This window comes from Sulfurovum xiamenensis (assembly GCF_030347995.1).
In the GTDB taxonomy this organism is placed as follows: domain Bacteria; phylum Campylobacterota; class Campylobacteria; order Campylobacterales; family Sulfurovaceae; genus Sulfurovum; species Sulfurovum xiamenensis.
This window is the reverse complement of the sequence record NZ_JAQIBC010000002.1, coordinates 234,021-254,726: the sequence shown is the minus strand read 5'-3', so window position 1 is coordinate 254,726 and position 20,706 is coordinate 234,021. Positions and strand designations below refer to the sequence as shown.

The window sequence follows — 20,706 nt, the reverse complement described above, 5'->3', positions numbered from 1 at the left end:
ATGAAAACACTACTCATCCTCGCCCTCCTTTTTTGGGGCTTGAATACCTCTGCTTATGCTGAAAAGATCTCAAATTATAAGATAGATGTTACGGTAGAACAGAGTGGTGAACTCTCTATCGTAGAGTCTATCACCTATGACTTTGAAGGTTTAAGAAAGCACGGGATCTTCCGTGATATACCTTACACCATCAAAAGAAACAACCTTATAAAAGATCTGGGGCTCTATGACTTTTCGGTGCAGCTTGATGGGGGTATCATAGAGTGGCAGCAGTCCACTCTTGCTTCTACGCAGGCAGGAGATGTCATACGTTTGAAGATTGGTTCAGCTCATACCTATATTACTGGAAAACACCTCTATAAGATCGCTTACCGTGTAAAAAAAGGTGTGCTTCCGGCTGCTCAAAATGAAGAAGATGATGCCATACGTTGGAATGTTATCGGTACAGGTTGGCAGATCCCTATTCATAATGTTGAAGCAAATTTCTTCCTGCCCTCCTCTCTGAGTCAATATGACATCGTACTCTCAACGTCTACAGGTCGTTATGGTTCAAAGGCTCCTTCCGCTAAAAGCGTGTGGATTGATCCAAGACAACTGCAAGTAAAAGTAGTAAAACTGTATCCCCATGAAGGAGCAACGGTCGAGCTAGCTTATCCGGCCGATCTTTTAGATCAAAATGGACTGGAGAATGTCAAAGCCACTTTTGTGGAGTGGTTTTTAGCCCATATCCACTGGGCTGCATTGATTGGTTTTTTGCTCTATTTTTATCATACCTACACCAAGAACAGAGGATTTGTTGACAAACGGTCTATCGCAGTACAATATGAACCTCCAAAAGGGCTCAGTCTGTTAGAATCAGGACTTGTTCTGGACAAGTTCACTGACAATAAAGACTTTGCAGCAGCTGTCCTTGAACTGGCACACTTGGGACACCTTGAGATAGACCAAAGAGAGAAGAAACTTGATCCTCTTTTGATACGTAAAGAGAGTAATACAGCAAATTTAAGAATGGACCAGAAGTATCTACTTGATCATGTACTTTTTAAAGGAAAAAACAGTTTTATGCTCTCCTCTGGATCCGAAGAAAAAGCATCAGCACTGCAAAAAGGATTCAAATATATCAACGATAACCTTTACACCTGGTCGGTGGCAGATGGATATATGGTAGAGAATCCACAAAGGGTACGTAAAAACTTTTTAGCCAAGAGTATTCTACTTTTATTGCCTGTTGTAGGATTGGTGCTTTACAACCTCTATCTGCAGTTTGGAGAAGAGGTGATCTTTCTTCTTATCTTTCCTCTTGTCTTTGGTGGTGTAGGTCTAAATATTATGACGCTGAATAAAAACTGGTTCTCTAAAATAACAGGTCTTATCTTTGCTATAGCAGGAATGATGCCTTTTCTTGCCATACACAAGGAAGGGATACACTTCCATGAATTGATACTAGGTCCTTTGGGGGTTTTGATCGTACTGGTGGCATCTTTGGTTTTTACCTATAGGAAAATAGGAAAATTTACACAAAAAGGTGCTTATGCATCGAAACATCTACTGGGATTGAAAGAGTTTATCAAACGGGTAAAGCAAGATGAAATAAAAAGACGTTTAGCGATGGACCCGCTTTACCTGGAAAAAATGTTGCCGTATGCCGTTCTTTTTGATGAATCGGACCATTGGCTCACCTTTTATGATATTCTACATGTAGACACGCCATATTGGTATCATGGAAATGTTTCAGGTCTGGGTCGATTCTCCTCTTCTCTCAGTGCAGCATCTACGTCGCCTTCCAAGAGTTCTAACGGCGGTAGCGGCTTCTCAGGTGGAGGTGGCTTCTCCGGCGGCGGCGGTGGCGGCGGCGGCGGTGGCAGTTGGTAACTGAACTTATAGGATCTATGAAACCATAAAAGTCTATCCTATACTGAGCATCAGCGCCTCTTTATGTAATCCAGTCACTAAAGCATATTCTTGAGCATTTTATCACGTGATGAGTTTCTTTGCGATCTCTGCGACATATGCTCCCTGGTATCGTGCTCCGGAAAGCTCATTTTTACTTGGGAACCGACTGCCATCACCACCAGCGATCGTTGATGCACCATATGGAGAACAACCACTGATCTCTTCCATCATCATTTGTCCCTGGAACGTATAAGGCAAACCTGCAATGATCATACCGTGATGCAAGAGTGTAACATGGAAGGTCAATATCGTGGATTCCTGTCCACCATGCTGGGTACTTGAACTCGTAATAACACTTCCTACTTTGCCTACCAACGATCCTTCCATCCATAGTTTCCCGGTACTATCAAGAAATTGTCGCATCTGTCCACACATATTTCCAAATCGGGTAGGTGTTCCGAAAATGATCGCATCAGCCTCACTCAGCTCCTTTACCGTGCATATAGGTATATGAGACTGCTGTTTCTGGGCTTCAGTCGCACCCATTTTTTCTAATATTCCCTCGGACAAAGTCTCTGGAACTCGGCGAATGATAGCTTCTGCATTTGCAACAGATCGTACGCCTTCAGCAGCTTCTTCTGCCAGCCTGTAGATATGCCCGTACATTGAATAGTAAACGATCAATACCTTCATCTTAACACCCTATTTTTTATATCACTATAGTTAAAATTTGTGTACTTTCTATGTAGCAGTTACATAATTCATAGTATGAAAGCTTAAAAATATGTCAATTTGACATATTTGTAGCTTTTCTAGGATCCTTTACCCTACAATGTCGTCATGTATAACAAAAAAAAAGAAAGACTCTATATCTGTGACCTACTGGACAACCCTGCTGTTCCCTATCCATCTTACTATGTATTAAGCTGTGCTATGCATAGTAATGAGATGTTGCAAACGGCTCTGATAGCCCTGCATAGTTTTGATTTCAGCTATTATGAAACGGCCAAAAGCTATGAAGATATCTTTGCCATGTTCCACTCAGGAACCTTCCCTATCTATAAAGAAAAATACATTGTTGGATATTTTGGAAATAAAATGATGTATCTGGAATCAAATGGATGGAAAGGAATGCCTGCAACAGAGGAGATATTTAAGATAGAAAATTGGCTTGTGTGTTAGATTTAAAAAAATAATTTGAACAAATTTTAGTTATAAGTTTTAAATTAAGAGTAATTTTATCTTATTTGGTTACAATTCGGTCATATCTTAGGTATGGCAGTTTTTTTTATTCTTCCTCCTTTTAGAAAAACATTGTTGTCTCGACTACCAACGAAACAAACCCAACCTTGCTGTATCTAAGATAAAATTTCCTTCAATTTACAATTTCAGTAACTATCTATATCTGTGGCGATTATCGTATTGTTTTCGATTTTGATAATAACCATATTGACCTACACGTGCACTATAACGGTGTCCATGATGGTATCGATATCCATTATGGTAATAGTGCCCATCTCTAAATCTGTAACCTTTATAATAATAAAATCCATCACGATAATATCCACCATAATAATATCTACCGTCGTAATAATAGTATGGACGATCATAATAATGTGGGTAACTAAATACGGATGCCGCAACAACACCAACCCCTACACCAGTAGCAAAAGCGCGTTCCTGCGGATTACAAGCATTAAAGATCAATGCTGAAGTCAGTATGCTTGCTGCACCTATGAGTTTAAGATTCCTTCTTACCATCCTACTTTCCTTTATAGTGATCATTGAATTAAATGATAAACTAGAAGTATGTAATAAGTGTGAAATCATTAAGGCATCTAAAGGATACTTTTGATCTATGCCTCTCCACCTCTCAACACGTCTAATACGTTTGTAGCGTATGAACCTTTAGGCAATACAAAATTCAGTTCATAGTGGGCTTTTTCTTCGATATATGTTTTCTTAATATCCGTTACCTGTATCCAGGCATACCTTCTGGCACCATTGAGGTTTATCTCCTCAGCAAATGGTGATTCTATGAGACCTGCTGTACCTTCTGCTCTCTTTGTTTTTTTACCGGGAAGCAGTCCTGCAGGTGCGATGTCTTTTTCTGCAAAACGTTTGGCTTCTTCTTCCAGGTTCTCCACCGTAAATAAACGTCCGTAAGGATAGTGCATCATTACATCACCCTCTACCAGTTTGAAGAAGTTTGGCTGTGACTTTGTACCTTTGAGTGAGCCTTTGGGTAAGTTCAATACCTGCTCCGTTTCAGCTTCAGTGAACTTTTCAAGCAAGTGACTCAGTTCCATACGTTTTGAGAGCCATTGGTTGAAAAGATAGCTTTGGTAGGCACCCATCAAAAACTCTTTTGTTTTTCTGTCACGTATTTTCAGGCTTCCCTCTATCAGTTTTTTACCATCTTCCCAGTTGTTTCCATCTGTCCCGAAACGTTGGTTTCCAAAGTAGTTTGGTACACCATTTTCGTCGATCCACTTCAGTACAGAATCCAGTTTGTCTTTTTGGACACCAAGCACTTTTTTCAGACGAATTTTGAAACGATTACCTTTCAGATGCCCTACACGTATCTTGTTATTGTGGAGGACCATAGAGAGGATCTTGATCTTATCATGTGAAAAGGCCTTTAACTTCTCCTCAAATTTCGCTGGCAAAGAGATGTACTGAATCGTCATAGCATGTTTGTCTTTTAACCCTGCATATCCCATGTCACGGCGTCGTATGCCTACATGGTTGGAAATGACATCAAGCATCTCCCATGTCGTCAACTCTTTTTTACGTACTTGAAGTACCAGATGTTCACCCTCACCCGTAAACTCATACAGTGGTATCTCTTCAACAGTAAAGTCTCGAGGAGAAGAGTTAAATACAAATTCATTTTTGACGTTCAGTGGGTAGATTAGCTGCATGGATTTCTTTCAAAAGTTAATAATTCCAGCATTTTAGCTAAAAAATGTATAATCGCCCAACTAAACATGCACAATACATAAATTATCGGTTATTTGTACGAACGAACATAATTCACCTACAAACGGTGTTCTTTTATTTGTACTATAAATGAAAATTTGGTATTGTATATAAAAATTATATTAATTATTCAATAACATTATATAAAAGGTAAAATTTGAAATTCACTAATAAAGAAGTCATTTTATTTGATCTGGATGGCACACTGATCGACAGTGTACCGGACTTGGCAACCGCAGTAAATCATATGTTAAATGCATTACACCGTGAAACGTTCAGTGAAGATACGATTCGTTACTGGGTGGGGAACGGGGCACAGGTTTTGGTCAAACGTGCTTTATCAGGACAAACAGAAATAGACGAGAAGCTGGATCCTACTTTGTTTGAAAAGGCTTTAGATATCTTTTTAACGTTCTATGGAGAAAATCTTTGTATCGATACGGCGGCGTATCCCAATGTATCAACCACACTGCATACCTTAAAGGAAAAAGGCTACCGTTTGGTGATCGTGACCAATAAACCTTTTGATTTTGTCGGCCCTATCCTGGAAGCCCTCGGGCTTGATGGCGTGTTTGACTTTTGGTTGGGAGGAGACAGTTTGGAGAAAAAGAAACCAGACCCCCTCCCTTTGCTGCATGCTTGCGAGCATATGAATGTCAGCATATCGCAATGTGTGATGGTAGGCGATTCTAGAAATGACCTCTTGGCTGCCAAAAACTGTGGTATGCAAAGTGTTGGTGTAACTTATGGGTATAATTATGGTGAAGAGATAGGAATATACGACCCAACATTTATCATAGATGATTTTTCGGAGTTAAATGCACTGTTATGAGTATGATAGAAAAGAGTAAAGTAAAAATTGCCATTATAGGGGGAGGTGCTGCAGGATCAAGTGCAGCACTCTATTTTGGTCAACTTGGTCTAAATGTGACACTGTTTGAAAAGAGTGCAAGTTTAGTGAGTGGGCCACCATGGTGTCATTTACATGCAGGGGGCAATCTCTATCGTGAGATCTCTGATGCACAGTGCATTACTTTACTAAAACAATCCATAGACTTTTTGCGCTTCTACCCTTTTGTAGTGGACTACAGACCTACGGTCATAGTGTTACCCACTACTGACAGTTCCAATCCTGAGGCACTACTACCACGCCTTAAGTTACTGACAGAGGAATATAAAGCCCATATCGCCAAAGACCCGAAGAATGAAGTACTGGGAAAACCGGAGAACTATTATCGGATCTACACCAAAGAAGAGATACAAGGACTCAGAGAAAAAGCATTGGTCCAAAGACCGAAAACCTCTGATGAATGGATGATACCTGTAGCCAAAAATATCGATATGGATAAAGTACAGTTTCCTCTTATTATGGTTCAAGAGTATGGACTAAACCTCTTTAGGCTTGCTGCTGGTGCTGAAATGACCCTTGAAGCACTAGAGTGCGTTTCGCTCAATATGAATAGTATCGTTTATAATGTACAGCAAAATTTTGAAACGGAAGGGTGGGATATCAGTTATGTCAAGGATGATATCAGCCATACAGACTCTTTTGACTATCTCATCAATGCTGCGGGCTTTAGAACAGGAAAGATCGATGATCTTTTGGGTGCACCTTGTAAGTCTATGGTTGAATTCAAAGCAGCGTATGTGAGTCACTGGGATGGGTGTGAAGGTACACAATTCCCTGAAGTTGTTTTTCATGGAGAGCGTGGTACACCACGAGGTATGGGACAATTCACGCCCTACCCCGGCGGGTATTTTCAACTGCATGGCATGACCAAAGATATCACACTCTATGAAGATGGTCTGGTTGCAAATTCTCTTGTCAGTTGCCAACCCAGACTGGGTCAGGATTTTATAGACAAAATAGAAAAGTCCTGGACACAAGAAGAGACCCAAAAACGTACAAAGGCGGCTATCGAACATCTCTCTCAGTACATACCGTCCTTCAAGAGTGCTACTGTAGGAAGCAAACCTCTTTTTGGTGCACAGCAGATCCCTGGAGATGACCCGACTTTACGTGTAGCAGAAGTCTCTTTTCCTCGAGAACGTTATGCCAGATGTGAGATCGTCAAAGTTTCTTCAGTCTTGGATATGATAGATGCCATGACACAACAATTTATTGACTTAGGCTATCTAGAAGCCAATATTTTAGGTAAGCGTGACTTTACTCATGCCACAGACTTGGATGAAACCGCATTAAAACAAAGAGCTGAATCTATAGCAGTAAAACGTGACTATCCACGTGCTTTAGCCAACAGAAATATTTCAAAGCAGGTCTCATGAAAATCTTTTCTCTTATACTATTTACGTTAAACATCCTCTTCGCTACGGCAGAGCTTGAACATGTCACACTGGGAAATCAGGACTTTTCCATAGTCACGGAGGCTTATGATATCTATGACTCTAAAGGTGAAGTAATGAAGTTCTATAAAGAAGAACGCAATAACGATCTTACCTTTGTATTGAGTCTGATCTTGAAAGACAAAACAGGTACCTGTGCAGATAAAAGTACGCAAGAAGGTGCCTATGAGATAAACGGTACGACTATCACGCTCTACAGTTTTTGGGACAGAAAAGGAAAAGTGTATGACAGCCCTTATGGGGCAAGGATACAGCAGTATGAAATGCTCCCGGATCATACGGTAGTATTGAGATCAAGTAAAGTTTATATAGAAACAGCAAGAAAAAGTTATGACAAAGAGAGTGGGATGCAATACCTTTTTACCCCGCCAAAAACAGCGTTGGAAAAAGAGGCACTTCAAGCCTATGTGCAGTCTGTAGAGAAAGAGTATAAAGGCGTCTTTGTCTTTGGAGAAGAAGCAAAAATGCTTTTAGACGAAGTGCATGAAGCATTTAGGCGAAAGATGAAGTCTGCATGGCAAGGTAATTAACCTTACTCTGTACTATTTTGAAAATGCTGGCTTTTACATGGATATCTGTCACTGTTTTTAGCCACTTTTGCAAAGACACTTAAAGGGGTATTGGTCTCTTCTGCTATTTTCATAACATCACTATAATGTTCAGGAGCGAAGCTTACAAGCATTTCATACTCTTCCCCGCTGTGCCCTATTTCAGGCGAAATTTCTTCAAATATATCAAATCCATATTTATTAATATCTAATAGTTTGTTCGTGTCACAATAGAGTCCGTCTGAAATGTCCATGCCCGTACGTAAAAAAGGTCTTGCACTCGCTATAAAGTCTGCCCTTAATGTAGGCTCGAAAAAGCGTGCATCATTGGCTATCTTTTCCCCTCTGAAAAGTGCATCAAGATTACGTTTGCTCTCTCCCAATGTTCCTGTATAGGCCAAGAGGTCCCCTACTTGTAAACCTGTACGCAGAAGCGGTGTATCGCTTTTGGAAATGATCGTAATAGAGAGATGTAGTTTGTCACCACCAATGGTATCTCCACCAATGATCTCGCAGTGGTACTCTTTCGCTGTACTTTCCATACTCTGTATCAATTCATCTATCTCTGATTCTGTCATCGTCTTAGGGATAGAGACAGTGACGAGTGCAAACTGTGGCCGTGCATTCATAGCAATGGCATCAGAGAGATTGATAAGCATCGCTTTTCGACCTATCTGAGCGATGCTCATCCATTCACGCTTGAAATGTGTATCTTCAAAGAAGGCATCCATACTATAGAGTGTATCACCTATCACTGCAGCATCATCACCGATGTATTTTGAACTTAAAGAGTGAATAAGGTAGTGTTCTTTATCTTGTTTAGGCATAGTTTCTGTCCTTTGAGCACTTAAATCTTTAGAATTGGTAGAATTGTAACATAGTTCAAGTGTTTTAGCTTTAGTAAGAGTCAAATTGTCTCATTCATAGTTCTATAAGTTATACTAAACAATCTTTATTAAGGAAATACCTATGTCATATAAACTTGAAATAAGAGCATTCTTTTTTAATGCTAAAACAGACTATCTGCCTTACTACAAAAACTTCACTATACATGTGAATGATGATGCAACAGCCAAAGACCTGCTGGTAAAGATACAAGAAGAGAACGAGAACTTCAGTTTTCCGAAACAAAAACTTCTTATGAAGATCAATGGTCTTGTTGTCGAGGCGAAGCAACCTGTTTCAGCTCTGGTGGAAAGACTTGGAACCTCTTTACAAATAGATCCGGTAAACAGCTATCGTTCTAACGATGGACTGAAGATCAATGACAGTGACTTTATGAATAGTTTTGAACTTTTGGCTCCCTATGCTTCGGAATCAGATCTAAAATACTACAAAACATTGTATGCACTTCATTATGCATCAGAAACAGAAAACTTTGACCGTGAGTACATCGGTGATGCAATACTCGTTCTGGCACATAAAATGATCACAGAAGGCTCAGAGCATAAAGAAGCCATACTTGAAGCGGTCACTTCTGTGAACTCTGGACTCTTTGACTGTGAATATGAAAATAACCTCTTTAATGCGCAAGACCACAGTGCTGCGATCAATGCGCTCAAAGCGATGGTCAAACCAGAAGAAGGCCCTTCTCTCTGTGCAAGACTTATGGCACGCTTTTCTAAAAAAGAGGTTGAAGTTTCTGTACCAAAAAGAGCAGCAGAGACGATTGAAAACCTGGAAGAGAAGCAGATTGCACATTATCATGGTCCAGCTTCCCATGATACTATGCATAAGTTGATCGCTGACAGAGGTATGAAAGGTGTACACTTTTCAAGATCAGGAAAGCTTGCCGGACTCGGGATACTGGAAGAGAACAAAGATCTCGCATTCAAAAAAGCAGGTGCCATACTTTTAGATGCCTATGACCATGGTGCAGAAGTGCTTGTTGTTGAAGATATTGACGTAATGGACATGTTCAAGAAAAACTTTTCTGCTATAGAAAGAACGATAGGTAGAAAGATGATAGGTCTAGAACTTATCTCTGCAAATGATTTTGTTTCGCAACTGAATTCTATCGCAGCATGATCAAAAGTAGCGTTGGCTGAATTGCCACGCTACGAAACACTACACCTCCCCAAATTTCATCACTTATACCAATTTCTAACGAAAATTAATGCTAAGAAGATATAATAAAGCCAAATTGTAACAAAAGGATATGGATACTATGAGCAAAAACTCAGATATTAAAATCTACGAATATGACGCAGTCATCGTTGGTTCTGGACTCGCTGGACTTGCAGCAGCGAAAGAGTTGACAGAAGCAGGGAAAAAGACAGCGGTCATTACAAAACTTCACCCATTAAGATCTCACTCAGGTGCAGCACAAGGTGGAATCAACGCTGCTCTTGGTAAAGATGATTCTACAGAACTTCATGAGTTTGACACGGTGAAAGGTTCTGACTATCTTGCAGACCAGGATTGCGTTGAATTGATGTGTACAAAAGCTCCTGAGACTATCAGATGGGCAGAGAGAATGGGAGCTGTATTCTCAAGAAATGAAGAAGGTAATATTGCTATCAGACCTTTTGGTGGACAGTCTCAACCTAGAGCATGTTATGCAAAAGACAGAACAGGACTTACACTGCTTCAGACTATTTATGAACAGGCATTCCGTGCAGGTGTAGAGATATTTGATGAGTGGTATGCTGCTGATCTTCTTTATGAAGATGGAAAAGTATCTGGTGTTGCTGCGTATAATATCCGTAACTCAGAACCGGCTATATTCAATGCAAAGGTGACGATGTTCGCTACAGGTGGTCATGCCAGAGCCTATAGATTTAACTCAAATGCACATGCAAATACAGGTGACTCACTTTCTATCGTAGCACGTCACGGTCTTCCTCTAGAAGATATGGAATTTGTTCAGTTCCACCCAAGTGGACTTGGTGGTTCAGGTGTACTTATCTCAGAAGCGGCGCGTGGTGAAGGTGGTCGTCTTTTTAACTCTGAAGGTGAAAGATTTATGAGCAAGTATGCACCAAACGCTATGGAACTTGCTTCACGTGACGTTGTATCCAGAGCTATTATGGAAGAGGTACGTCAAGGTAGAGGTGTAGGTAAAGATGGTCAGTCAGTGAACATTGACCTTACGCATCTTGATCCTGAGATCATCTTGACACGTCTTCCGGAGCTACGTGAACTTGCTATTGCCTTCCAAGGGCAGGATATGCTTAAAGAGCCTATTCATATCTCGGCAACAGCACACTACTCTATGGGTGGTATTCCTGTAAATATCAACTGTCAGGTTCGTAAAAATCCAAGAGAATTGGTAGAAGGTTTCTATGCGGCCGGTGAGTGTTCATGTGTATCGGTGCATGGAGCGAATCGTTTGGGTGCAAACTCAGTGCTTGAAGCCCTACTTTTTGGTCGTCATGCAGGTGAAAACATGATAAAGGCACTTGATGAAGGTATAGAGTTACGTAAAGCCTCTGCTTCAGATGCAAACAGAATGATCGAAGAGATGCACAAGATCAAAACTTCAAACGGTATTGAAACAGTTCCTGGACTCAGAACTGAACTTCAAAACGGGATGACTGCAGATGCAGGTGTATTTAGAAGCAAAGAGTCTTTAGAGAGACAAATAGCACTTATCGATAACTTGTTGGAAAGATTTAATAATATTCGTATTGATGACAAGTCAGATACCTATAATACAGACCTTCAAGAAGCTTTAGAACTTGGACATATGTTAGAGTTCTCCAAGTTCATTGTTGTGGGAGCACTTAACAGAGAAGAGAGCCGTGGCGGACACTACCGTGAAGACTTCCCTAAGAGAGATGATGAAAGATTCCTCAAACATACCTATGCATATATGGATAAAGATTTTAACATTACTCAAGAATGGGGTGATGTAGTGCTTGGTAAGTTTGAGCCTAAAGAAAGAACATATTAAGGAGGTCATGATGAGTGAAACAAGAAAAGTAACAATAAAAGCATTCAGATTTAATGCTGAAACAGACTATCTTCCATATACAAAACAGTATGAAATGGAAGTAGGAAAAGATGATTTGATCCTTGACCTTATGAACAGAATTAAATGGGAACATGATGGAAGTTTCTCTTATAGACGTTCTTGCCGTCACGGTATCTGTGGTGCCTGTGCCATTAAGGTTAATGGTAAAGCAGTGCTTGCTTGTAAACAAAATGCGATTGAACTCTTAGACCTTTTTGATAATGATATTACACTTGAGCCAAGTTCGAAGAAACGTGCGATCAAAGATATGATCATTGACAAATCAGATTTCTGGGAAAAACATGCGGCGATCAAGCCTTATGTCGTTGCAGATGTTGAGCCTCATCCAACACATGAGACAAAACAGTCTATTTCTGAGTTCAATAACTTCTTGGATTCAGATCTTTGTATCCAATGTGGTGCGTGTCACTACTCTTGTCCTGCACTTGAAGTGAACCCGGACTTCTTCGGACCGGCTGCCTTTGCTGCGGCATATAGATTTACTGTAGATACCAGAGACACTGCTGGTGCAGAACGTCTGGAGTTGACGGCACAACCAAGTCAAGGTGTCTGGGACTGTGTGAAATGTTATGAATGTGCAGAAGCATGTCCAAAAGAGATCAATCCTATAGAGAAGATCGGAAAACTTCACAATATGCAGTTTGAACAGGGTATCGCTGAGAGTAACGTTGCAACACGTCACGCAGAAGGCTTCCTTAGAGGTATGAAAAAATATGGTTATCTTGATGAGGCAGATATTGTTACCTATTCTGAAGGCTTACTTGGTGCAGCTAAACACATAGGTACAGCAATGAAAATGATGAAAAGCGGTAAAATTCATTGGCATTCAGGAGTACCGTTCATAGACAGTATTCCTAAGATCAAAAACCTAGATGAAGTTCAAAAACTGATTGAAATTTCACAAACAAATAAACTGTAAGGAGAAAAGATGAGCGAACAATTACACTATGCATTATTTACAGGATGTACTGCTAAGCAATCTACACCTGAGTTACTTTCATCTACACTTGCAGTAGCTGATAAGTTGGGTATCAAGATCACTATATTGGAAGAAGCGAGTTGTTGTGGTGCGAGTCACTTGCAAGATTTCGATGAGTTCCTGGCCCATGTACTGAACGCTAGAAACATCTGTTATGCAGAAAAACTGGGTCTTACGATGATCACTATCTGTAATACATGTCAGCTAAACTCTGCAATGACAAAACATGCACTTGACACTGACCCGGAACTTAAAGCTAGAGTCAACGAAAAACTTGCAGAAGTTGGACTTGAGTACAAAGGTACATCTGAGATCAAACACTTCCTCTATACACTGATCGATGAGTATGGTTTAGAAAATGTTAAAGATAAGGTACAAGTACCACTTAGTCACTTAAACATAGCACCATTCTATGGTTGTCATAATATCAGACCATCTGAACTTCATGAAGAAGCTAATGGACATGAAAACCCATATAACCCTACTTCACTTGATAGTTTGATAGATGCATTAGAGGGTAACCCGGTGAATTATGAGAGTAAGAACAAGTGTTGTGGTTTCCACGTAGAACTTCAAGCAAACCATACTTCTGAAGTATTGGCCGGTAATGCCCTACTGGATGCTATGGATAATAATGCAGACCTCATGGTTACACCATGTCCACTCTGTCACTTAAAGATGGATACTTATCAAGACAGTATAGGGAAAGTGATGGGTCGTGACGTAGAACTTCCAGTACTACATATGCCTCAAATGGTTGCTTTGGCTCTTGGATGTACAGAAAAAGAGATCGGACTTAATTTCCACGTTCAAAAAGCGAAACACCTTTATACTGCTTCATAGACAACTACTTTTTTAGACCATTCAAACACCAATGTTAAGAATGGTCTAACAATACCTTCTTTCCCATAAAAAACTATTCATCCTTTTATTATAGACATTTTTGATTCTTTTTTGATTTCTATTTCGGACATTATTATAAAAATTAAACAAATAAGACAATTTTTATCCTAATTAATTTTATTTGTGCTATAATATTTGCACAAAAACAAAAAAAAGGAAACAATATGCCAAAAATCAACAAATACCAAGACATTTCAGAAATCGATAGAGAAGCGAAAAAAGACCTTATCGACAGACACTCTCCATTCATTCACTGTGCAGATACTGCAAAAGCTGGTGAGCCGTTTGAAGTAACAGTAAAAATGGGTAACGAGTATACTCACCCAGATGACTTTGATCACTTTATCGAGTCTGTAACACTTTTCGATGGTGATACACAACTTGCAAAAGCTACATATGTACCAGGAACTCTTGGTAACACAAAAGCGCACAACACAACTACATTCACTATCATCCCAACAGGTAAAAAACTTAAGCTTAACGCTCACGGTTACTGTACTAAACACGGTATCTGGGAAGGTACTGAAAAAGAAGTAACAGTAGAAGCGTAAGCAACTGCCCTACTTCATAAGCTTTAAAGCCCTATTTTAGGGCTTTAGCTTATATTTTATTCTATTCCTTATACCTACAACCAATAGTCAAATCTCTTATTATTCTCTCAACTTTTGTTATAATCCTCTATGCAAAAAATATGAATAATGAATTTATCTGTCCATTAAATAAATTACATCAAAAGGAACGACTTGAAAAAACGATATTTGATCATCACGGTACTCATCCTGCTATTAAGCGGATGTAACAAAGTTACGAAAGAGAATTACGACAAAATTGAGAGTGGTATGAGCTACAATGAAGTGGTCGAGGTTCTAGGTAAACCTAAAGGGTGTTCTGAAACGCTTGGAATAAGTAACTGTGAATGGAAAAATGATGATGCAATGATCGCTATCACCTTTATTTCAAATCAAGTGACAATTGCAGTTGCACATGGTCTTAAATAAGACCATGTGTTACTTTTAAGCTTTATCTATTGATAAGATTACTTTTCTAACGCTTTTTTCATAGATACACGTTGAAACTCCATCTCTTCTTTATCCAACACATTACCATAAATACTTTCTCTAAGTAACAATTTTTATTATCTGCATATAATGCAAATTTCTGTAAACTTCTAAAAACAGGCAATAGGCTGTGTATAAAAGCTACATAGCGCCTGTTAAAATAATAAGGGAGTGTGTAATAATGCGATCAAAGATTATATTTGTACTGTTATTCATGCTTGCTTTTACGCTTTTGCATGACTCCTTTTTCTCTCTTATAGAAAAAAATGATAATGTCAGTGTCGTACATAACATAGATGATAAATCATTATCTTCGGAATGTATTGAATTCAACAAAATACATGCTATGTTCCATTTTATTGCTATTGTCGTACCTTATAGTAATCGTCAGATGCTGTTTGCTAAAAAAGAGCACATACCACATCACTTGGTACAGTACACCCCTCCCCTTGTAAAAACCTCACACAAACCACCAATAGTATAAAATTTAAATATAACATTACTGTTGATACTGTCGTATACTCTAGTATATCGGCATATTTCCACTATAGCCATGATGATGGCCTATTATTACGTACACTATAGAGAAAGAGAAAAATTTTTATGAAACAGATTATACTATTTGTGTTATTGATACAGTTGCCGTACGCTTCAACATTGACTTTAAAAGAAGTGTTGGAATCTGCAAAGAAGCATCAGACACTTACACAGGCACTCGATCAGGAGCGTCTTTTCCTCGAAGCAAAAAACCTTGCAGAGACATCTTTGGATCCTATGGAGCTTTACGGTTCTGGGACAAAAGCCTATCCAATTGATGGTAGAAAAAATGGATACGAATACTCCGTCGGTATTTCTAAGACACTTCCTTTGGGCAATACTCAGGAACAGGATGAAATGATCAACCGTCTGAATAATGAAGCCTATCTTTTAGAAGAAGAGAGAAAGATCTTGAGTTTTGAAAACAACCTGAAGAGTCTTTATCATCAACATTGTTTGGATTATAAGAGCTACCACAGTTTCAATCAAAACTATCAGGAGTTTGAAACACTCTATAAAAAGAAAGAAAAGGCGTACAGATATCAAGAGATATCGAAGACTGAACTTATGCAGCTGGAGATCGAAAAGCACAGACTCTATGCAAAACTCCAGGAGATGAAGACGATACAAAGCATATCAAAGCAAAAACTTTTTATTTTGGGACGTATCAACCATTCTGAAAAGACGGTATTGTCCTGTAGTGATATGTACCCGATCAGAGAATCTGTGAAACTTAAAGAACGTCCCTTTATGCTTTCTAAGGCAGCCTATGAAAAGCGTATACATAGCACAGAGATAGCATTGGAGAGATATACAAGACCATTGGACTCCGTCAGCCTTTCACTACAGTATGAACAGGAGATAGATATCGATAAATACAGTGTGGGCATATCTGTTCCCCTCTCTTTTAGTGGACGTAGATCAGAAAAAGAGCGTGCCGCGGCTATGCATAAAAATTCGGCTATAGAGTTTCAGTATGAAAATATGATGGCTGAGAAAGAAAGTATGTACTTATCATTGACAAGTACATTGAAAAGCAGTGCCTTGATGGTCAGGTCATTGAAGCATGATCTAAATAATTATAAAAAGAACCTTTTACCTCTTATCAGGAAGAGTTACGATCTTGGTGAAAGTTCCGTCATAGAATATTTATTGAACAGGCAGAATTACCATCAGCTCACGCAAGAGCTTTTTGCAACACAAAAAGCCTATTATCATACACTCTTTACGCTCTTTACATTTATTGAATCAAAGGATAACCAATGAAAAAACAACTGATCTTTTTAGCACTATTTATATGCTCTTTAAATGCAGAGACAATTACGCTTACATCGGAACAAGAAGCAAACTGGAAGATCAAAACTGAAATACCGAAAAGCTCAGATAGATTGCCATTAGGTGAATTTATCGTTGAAGTTGTGACGCCACCTTCACTCTTACATACGGTCTCCTTGCCATTTGAAGCAAATGTGCAGATACTGAATGTAGCCAGGTATGAAAAAGTGGACAAAGGAGGTATACTGGCCGAAGTTACAGGGACAGAATGGATAGAGACACAACAAAAAGCCATAGCTGAAGTCATAGAGTTTCGTCATCATCAACATTTGACTGAGCGTAAGAATCTACTCTGTAAAGAAGAGATCATTCCTCAAAAAGAGTGTATGATTGCAAATGCAGAACTTGAAACAGACAGGATCAAAGTCTTTGCATCCAAAGCCATGCTGAAAAGTTACGGTGCAAGCGATGAGATGATTGACAAACTTTTGAAAGACCTTACATTGTTCCCAACCATAGAGATAAAAAGCAGTGTCAAGGGAAGTGTAGTTCAACTGCTAGCTGCACCAGGGAAAAGTATCAGTCCTACAGAAGCACTGTTTGTCATTCAACAAGATGGCCCTTTATGGATTGAAAGTTCTATAGAAGCATACAGAGCAGAAGTACTGAGAGAAGCACAAAAGGTAGAGATAGTTCTTGAAAATCATACTTTTGATAGCTCGATTTTGCAGATTTCTCCAGTGATCAATCATGAGAATCAGACTAGAGAGATACGTTTTCTGGTACCTTCGGATATTAAGATTTTTCCCGGACTTCGTAACAGTGCAAAGATCATACTTTTAGAACAGTGCATTAAGATAAGAAAAGATTCTGTGATCAAGGTAGGTGAAGCACAAGTAGTTTTTTATAAAAACAAGCATGGCTACACTCCATTGCCTGTAGATATAGTGTCTGAAGATAATCAATACTACTTTGTCAAACCATCCCCACTGTTAAAAAACAAGATAGCTATCAGCTCTGTGGCTATCCTCAAAAGTATGCTGGGAAACGAAGATGAATAAGTTGATCAGTTTTGCCCTTGCACAAAGGCTTTTCTTATCCTTGTTGGCGCTCGTGGTGCTTGGTTTCGGTATCAAGGCTTATAAGGAATTACCTATCGATGCATTTCCGGATATCTCCCCTACTCAGGTAAAGATCATCCTAAAGTCAAGCGGAATGACACCTTCTGAGATAGAGTCACGGATTATCGTTCCCCTCGAGATGCAAATGGTCGGTATACCGCATGAAACAATGTTACGCTCCATTTCTAAATATGGTCTGTGTGATATCACCATTGACTTTGAAGATGGAACAGATATCTATTGGGCCAGACAGCAGGTCAATGAAAGGCTTTCTGACATCAGAGACGATCTTCCTGCAAATCTTGAAGGGGGGCTTGCGCCTATCTCTACACCTTTAAGCGAGATATTAATGTTCACGATCGAATCCAATACCCTTTCACTTGAAGAAAAAAGAACGATTTTGGATTGGGTTATCACTCCCAAGATACGTGCTATCAGTGGTGTTGCAGAAGTGAGCCCTCTGGGAGGGAAGGTAAAAACCTATGAAGTGGTACCTGATATGAACAAAATGAGAAGTATGAAAGTGACACTCTCCCAGATATTTAAAGCACTTGAAAAGAACAATCAAAACGATGGTGCAGGACGTGTTTCACAAGGGGTAGAGAGCATCTTGGTAAGAAGTGTTGGTCGTTTAAAAAACCTGCATGATATCCGTACATTGCCTGTTGGAAAACGGGGAGAGAAGATCATCACCATAGGTGATGTGGCTGGCGTGAGGTATGGATATATCACACGTTCAGGTTTCGTCAGTAAAAATGGAGAAGGAGAAGCTGTACAGGGTCTGGTTCTCGGACTTAAAGGGGCAAATACGGCTTTGGTCCTTGATAAAGTAAAAACAGAACTTAATAAACTTGACTTGATGCTGCCGGAAGATACAAAGATAGATATATTTTATGACCGTTCGGACCTTGTCAATCTTGCGACTGATACGGTAAAAAACGCACTCTATGAAGCTGTCATACTCATTATGGTCATTCTACTGCTTATGTTGGGAAATCTTGCTTCTGCACTGAGTGTTGCACTTATTCTTCCTTTTGCACTGCTGATGAGTTTCATCGCGATGCAATATTTTGGTCTGACAGCCAACCTGATGAGCCTTGGTGGACTTGCCATAGCTATAGGTATCCTTGTAGATTCTGCGGTCGTGGTGGTAGAGCACATTACTGCAGAGCTTGGAAATCCTAAGCACACAAAACAGAACAAGCTGCACATCATCTATGCAGCAACGACTGAAATGGCTCCCTCCATTATCACAGGGGTACTCATCATTATCATTGTGTTCATGCCACTTCTTACCCTTGAAGGTCTTGAAGGAAAGCTATTCCGACCTGTAGCACTGAGTATAATTTTTGCACTATTCTCTTCACTTGTGCTGGCATTGACGCTTATACCGGTGCTTAGTTCATTTATTCTAAGCAAAAGACCCGACAGAGAATCAGCCCTTATTCAGTATGTGACAAAAAAGTACAGGCCTGTGCTGCTTTTAGCATTAAACCATATTAAGGGCACTGTGATGGCGGTGCTTGTGCTTTTTGCCGGCTCTCTTTTTCTAGCATCAAAAACAGGAAAGACATTTATGCCTACAATGGATGAAGGAAGCATCATTATTGGGATAGAAATGCTACCTTCTATTTCTCTCAAGGAAAGTTTGGCACTGAACCTGAAATTGCAAAAAAAACTTTTGGAAAAAGTACCTGAGATAAAGGAGATCATAGCAAGAACTGGAAGTGATGAACTTGGTCTCGATCCCATGAGTCTGAACGATACAGATACCTTTCTGGTTCTTAAGGACAAAGAAACGTGGCGGGAGCCCTCGAAAGAATTTGTTATGAATGAGATCAGAAATGTACTAGATGCGTTTGTCGGGATAGAGTATAGCTTCACACAGCCTATAGAGATGAGGGTATCTGAAATGCTTACGGGAGTCAGGGGTGATCTTGCTATCGATATCTTTGGGACTGACAATAACACACTTGAAGAGATCGCCGTAAAGATCAAAGAGATACTCGAAGTTATAGAAGGAAGCAGAGATGTCTACAAAAAAGCCAATGAAGGTGTGGAGTATTTTGAACTGAAATTCAACCAGAAAGCTATGGCATATCATGGTATCAGTCAGCTGGAGATCAATCATTTTCTCAAAGTAATGGTCACAGGTATGCAAGTAGGTATTATTCAGGAAGATATGCGTCGTATAGATCTTATCGTAAAAGGAGATGAGAGTCTGCAAAATTCACTTGATAAGATAGAAAAACTCTACTATCCGTTGGAAAATGGGAATGCGGTTCCTCTAAGTAATTTTGTAAAGTTCGTCTCCAACGAAGGACCTGTACAGATAGAGCATGAACATGGGTACAGAAAAACAATCGTACAAACGAATGTTGAAGGTAGAGACCTTGTCAGTTTTGTAGAAGAAGCTAAGAAAAGGATCGAAAAAGAGGTTAAACTTCCTGCAGGCTATTATCTTGCGTTTGGAGGAGAGTTTGAAAATCAGCAAAGGGCTGCAGATAGATTGGCGATCATCATACCTTTGGCTCTTTTTTTGGTCTTTATCCTTCTCTTTGTCTCTTTTGGGTCTTTAAGACAAGCTGCTATGGTGCTGATCAACGTGCCTTTGGCTTTGATCGGTGGCTTTATCGGGCTCTATGTGAGCGGGGAATATATGTCCGTGCCAGCATCGGTCGGATTCATCGCCCTGCTTGGGATCGCTGTTCTGAACGGTGTGGTACTAGTGAATTATTTCAACTATCTAATGCTGAATGGAAGGACGCTGAAAGATGCGGTGGTAGAGGGATCCATCAAAAGACTCAGACCTGTACTCATGACTGCGACCATTGCGGCATTTGGTCTTCTCCCTTTACTTTTTGCTACAGGACCGGGTTCTGAGATACAAAGACCTCTGGCGATCGTTGTGATCAATGGTCTTATCTCTTCGACACTGCTTACCCTTATCATTCTTCCTATACTCTATTTGAAGTTTTCAAAGAAAAGTGATGAGAAATAAATAGCTTCTTGAACCAATATAAGGCAGGTAACTACTCCTGCCCCCCCATATTACTCTCTTTTTCACTAA

At 39.7% G+C, this 20,706-nt stretch carries 19 protein-coding genes; 15 read left to right on the top strand and 4 right to left on the bottom strand.

The window, feature by feature from the left end; genetic code table 11:
- The gene (locus PF327_RS04380) at window positions 1-1,872 is read left to right on the top strand and encodes a DUF2207 domain-containing protein (RefSeq protein ID WP_289401489.1); all 1,872 of its coding nucleotides are present in this window, start codon (window positions 1-3) and stop codon (window positions 1,870-1,872) included.
- A gap of 102 nt (window positions 1,873-1,974) precedes the next feature.
- On the opposite strand, the gene wrbA is transcribed toward PF327_RS04380, so the two are convergent.
- Window positions 1,975-2,586 carry an NAD(P)H:quinone oxidoreductase gene (wrbA, locus tag PF327_RS04375; protein WP_289401488.1) on the bottom strand — a complete coding sequence of 204 codons (612 nt, stop codon included), beginning with the start codon at window positions 2,584-2,586 and terminating at the stop codon, window positions 1,975-1,977.
- Between the two features lie 147 nt (window positions 2,587-2,733).
- On the opposite strand from wrbA, the gene PF327_RS04370 reads away from it, so the two are divergent.
- Window positions 2,734-3,075, top strand: a complete 342-nt coding sequence (locus tag PF327_RS04370; protein WP_289401487.1) for a hypothetical protein — start codon at window positions 2,734-2,736, stop codon at window positions 3,073-3,075.
- Between the two features lie 213 nt (window positions 3,076-3,288).
- Here PF327_RS04370 and PF327_RS04365 read toward each other — a convergent pair whose 3' ends face one another.
- Together PF327_RS04365 and truD are read right to left on the bottom strand one after the other, a co-directional pair.
- The gene (locus PF327_RS04365) at window positions 3,289-3,654 is read right to left on the bottom strand and encodes a hypothetical protein (RefSeq protein ID WP_008242744.1); all 366 of its coding nucleotides are present in this window, start codon (window positions 3,652-3,654) and stop codon (window positions 3,289-3,291) included.
- Window positions 3,655-3,749: 95 nt separating this feature from the next.
- On the bottom strand, window positions 3,750-4,817 hold the full coding sequence (truD, locus tag PF327_RS04360) for a tRNA pseudouridine(13) synthase TruD (protein ID WP_008242745.1): 1,068 nt from the start codon (window positions 4,815-4,817) through the stop codon (window positions 3,750-3,752).
- A 215-nt stretch (window positions 4,818-5,032) separates the two neighbouring features.
- Here truD and PF327_RS04355 point away from each other — a divergent pair, with 215 nt between their 5' ends.
- Genes PF327_RS04355 through PF327_RS04345 form a run of 3 tightly spaced genes read left to right on the top strand, consistent with a single transcriptional unit; the run spans window position 5,033 to window position 7,769 of the window.
- The gene (locus PF327_RS04355; RefSeq protein ID WP_008242746.1) at window positions 5,033-5,707 is read left to right on the top strand and encodes a phosphoglycolate phosphatase; all 675 of its coding nucleotides are present in this window, start codon (window positions 5,033-5,035) and stop codon (window positions 5,705-5,707) included.
- A complete protein-coding gene (locus PF327_RS04350; RefSeq protein ID WP_008242748.1) occupies window positions 5,704-7,161 on the top strand; it encodes an FAD-dependent oxidoreductase in 1,458 nt (485 codons plus the stop codon). Before PF327_RS04355 ends, PF327_RS04350 begins: the two co-directional genes overlap by 4 nt.
- Window positions 7,158-7,769: a hypothetical protein gene (locus PF327_RS04345; RefSeq protein WP_008242749.1), complete on the top strand. Its 612-nt coding sequence runs from the start codon at window positions 7,158-7,160 to the stop codon at window positions 7,767-7,769. The genes PF327_RS04350 and PF327_RS04345 overlap by 4 nt, the downstream gene beginning before the upstream one ends.
- A 2-nt stretch (window positions 7,770-7,771) precedes the next feature.
- On the opposite strand, the gene PF327_RS04340 is transcribed toward PF327_RS04345, so the two are convergent.
- Window positions 7,772-8,614: a thiamine-phosphate kinase gene (locus PF327_RS04340; RefSeq protein ID WP_008242751.1), complete on the bottom strand. Its 843-nt coding sequence runs from the start codon at window positions 8,612-8,614 to the stop codon at window positions 7,772-7,774.
- A gap of 142 nt (window positions 8,615-8,756) precedes the next feature.
- On the opposite strand from PF327_RS04340, the gene PF327_RS04335 reads away from it, so the two are divergent.
- From PF327_RS04335 to PF327_RS04290, 10 genes are all read left to right on the top strand, one after another.
- A complete protein-coding gene (locus PF327_RS04335; RefSeq protein ID WP_289401485.1) occupies window positions 8,757-9,815 on the top strand; it encodes a DUF5644 domain-containing protein in 1,059 nt (352 codons plus the stop codon).
- A gap of 139 nt (window positions 9,816-9,954) precedes the next feature.
- Complete coding sequence (locus PF327_RS04330; protein ID WP_008242755.1) at window positions 9,955-11,682, top strand: FAD-binding protein; 1,728 nt, start codon at window positions 9,955-9,957, stop codon at window positions 11,680-11,682.
- Window positions 11,683-11,692: 10 nt separating this feature from the next.
- A complete protein-coding gene (locus PF327_RS04325) occupies window positions 11,693-12,682 on the top strand; it encodes a succinate dehydrogenase/fumarate reductase iron-sulfur subunit (RefSeq protein WP_008242756.1) in 990 nt (329 codons plus the stop codon).
- 9 nt (window positions 12,683-12,691) lie between these two features.
- On the top strand, window positions 12,692-13,585 hold the full coding sequence (locus PF327_RS04320; protein WP_008242757.1) for a CoB--CoM heterodisulfide reductase iron-sulfur subunit B family protein: 894 nt from the start codon (window positions 12,692-12,694) through the stop codon (window positions 13,583-13,585).
- A gap of 224 nt (window positions 13,586-13,809) precedes the next feature.
- Window positions 13,810-14,196 (top strand): class II SORL domain-containing protein, encoded by a 387-nt coding sequence (locus PF327_RS04315; protein WP_008242758.1) that lies wholly within the window; start codon window positions 13,810-13,812, stop codon window positions 14,194-14,196.
- A 192-nt stretch (window positions 14,197-14,388) separates the two neighbouring features.
- Window positions 14,389-14,643, top strand: coding sequence for a DUF3862 domain-containing protein (locus PF327_RS04310; protein ID WP_008242759.1), 255 nt, complete (start codon window positions 14,389-14,391; stop codon window positions 14,641-14,643).
- A gap of 241 nt (window positions 14,644-14,884) precedes the next feature.
- Window positions 14,885-15,187: a hypothetical protein gene (locus tag PF327_RS04305; RefSeq protein ID WP_008242760.1), complete on the top strand. Its 303-nt coding sequence runs from the start codon at window positions 14,885-14,887 to the stop codon at window positions 15,185-15,187.
- Window positions 15,188-15,306: 119 nt separating this feature from the next.
- Window positions 15,307-16,506 carry a TolC family protein gene (locus PF327_RS04300; RefSeq protein WP_289401484.1) on the top strand — a complete coding sequence of 400 codons (1,200 nt, stop codon included), beginning with the start codon at window positions 15,307-15,309 and terminating at the stop codon, window positions 16,504-16,506.
- Complete coding sequence (locus tag PF327_RS04295; RefSeq protein WP_289401483.1) at window positions 16,503-17,576, top strand: efflux RND transporter periplasmic adaptor subunit; 1,074 nt, start codon at window positions 16,503-16,505, stop codon at window positions 17,574-17,576. Before PF327_RS04300 ends, PF327_RS04295 begins: the two co-directional genes overlap by 4 nt.
- Window positions 17,569-20,637 carry an efflux RND transporter permease subunit gene (locus PF327_RS04290; protein WP_289401482.1) on the top strand — a complete coding sequence of 1,023 codons (3,069 nt, stop codon included), beginning with the start codon at window positions 17,569-17,571 and terminating at the stop codon, window positions 20,635-20,637. The genes PF327_RS04295 and PF327_RS04290 overlap by 8 nt, the downstream gene beginning before the upstream one ends.
- Window positions 20,638-20,706 lie beyond the last annotated feature (69 nt).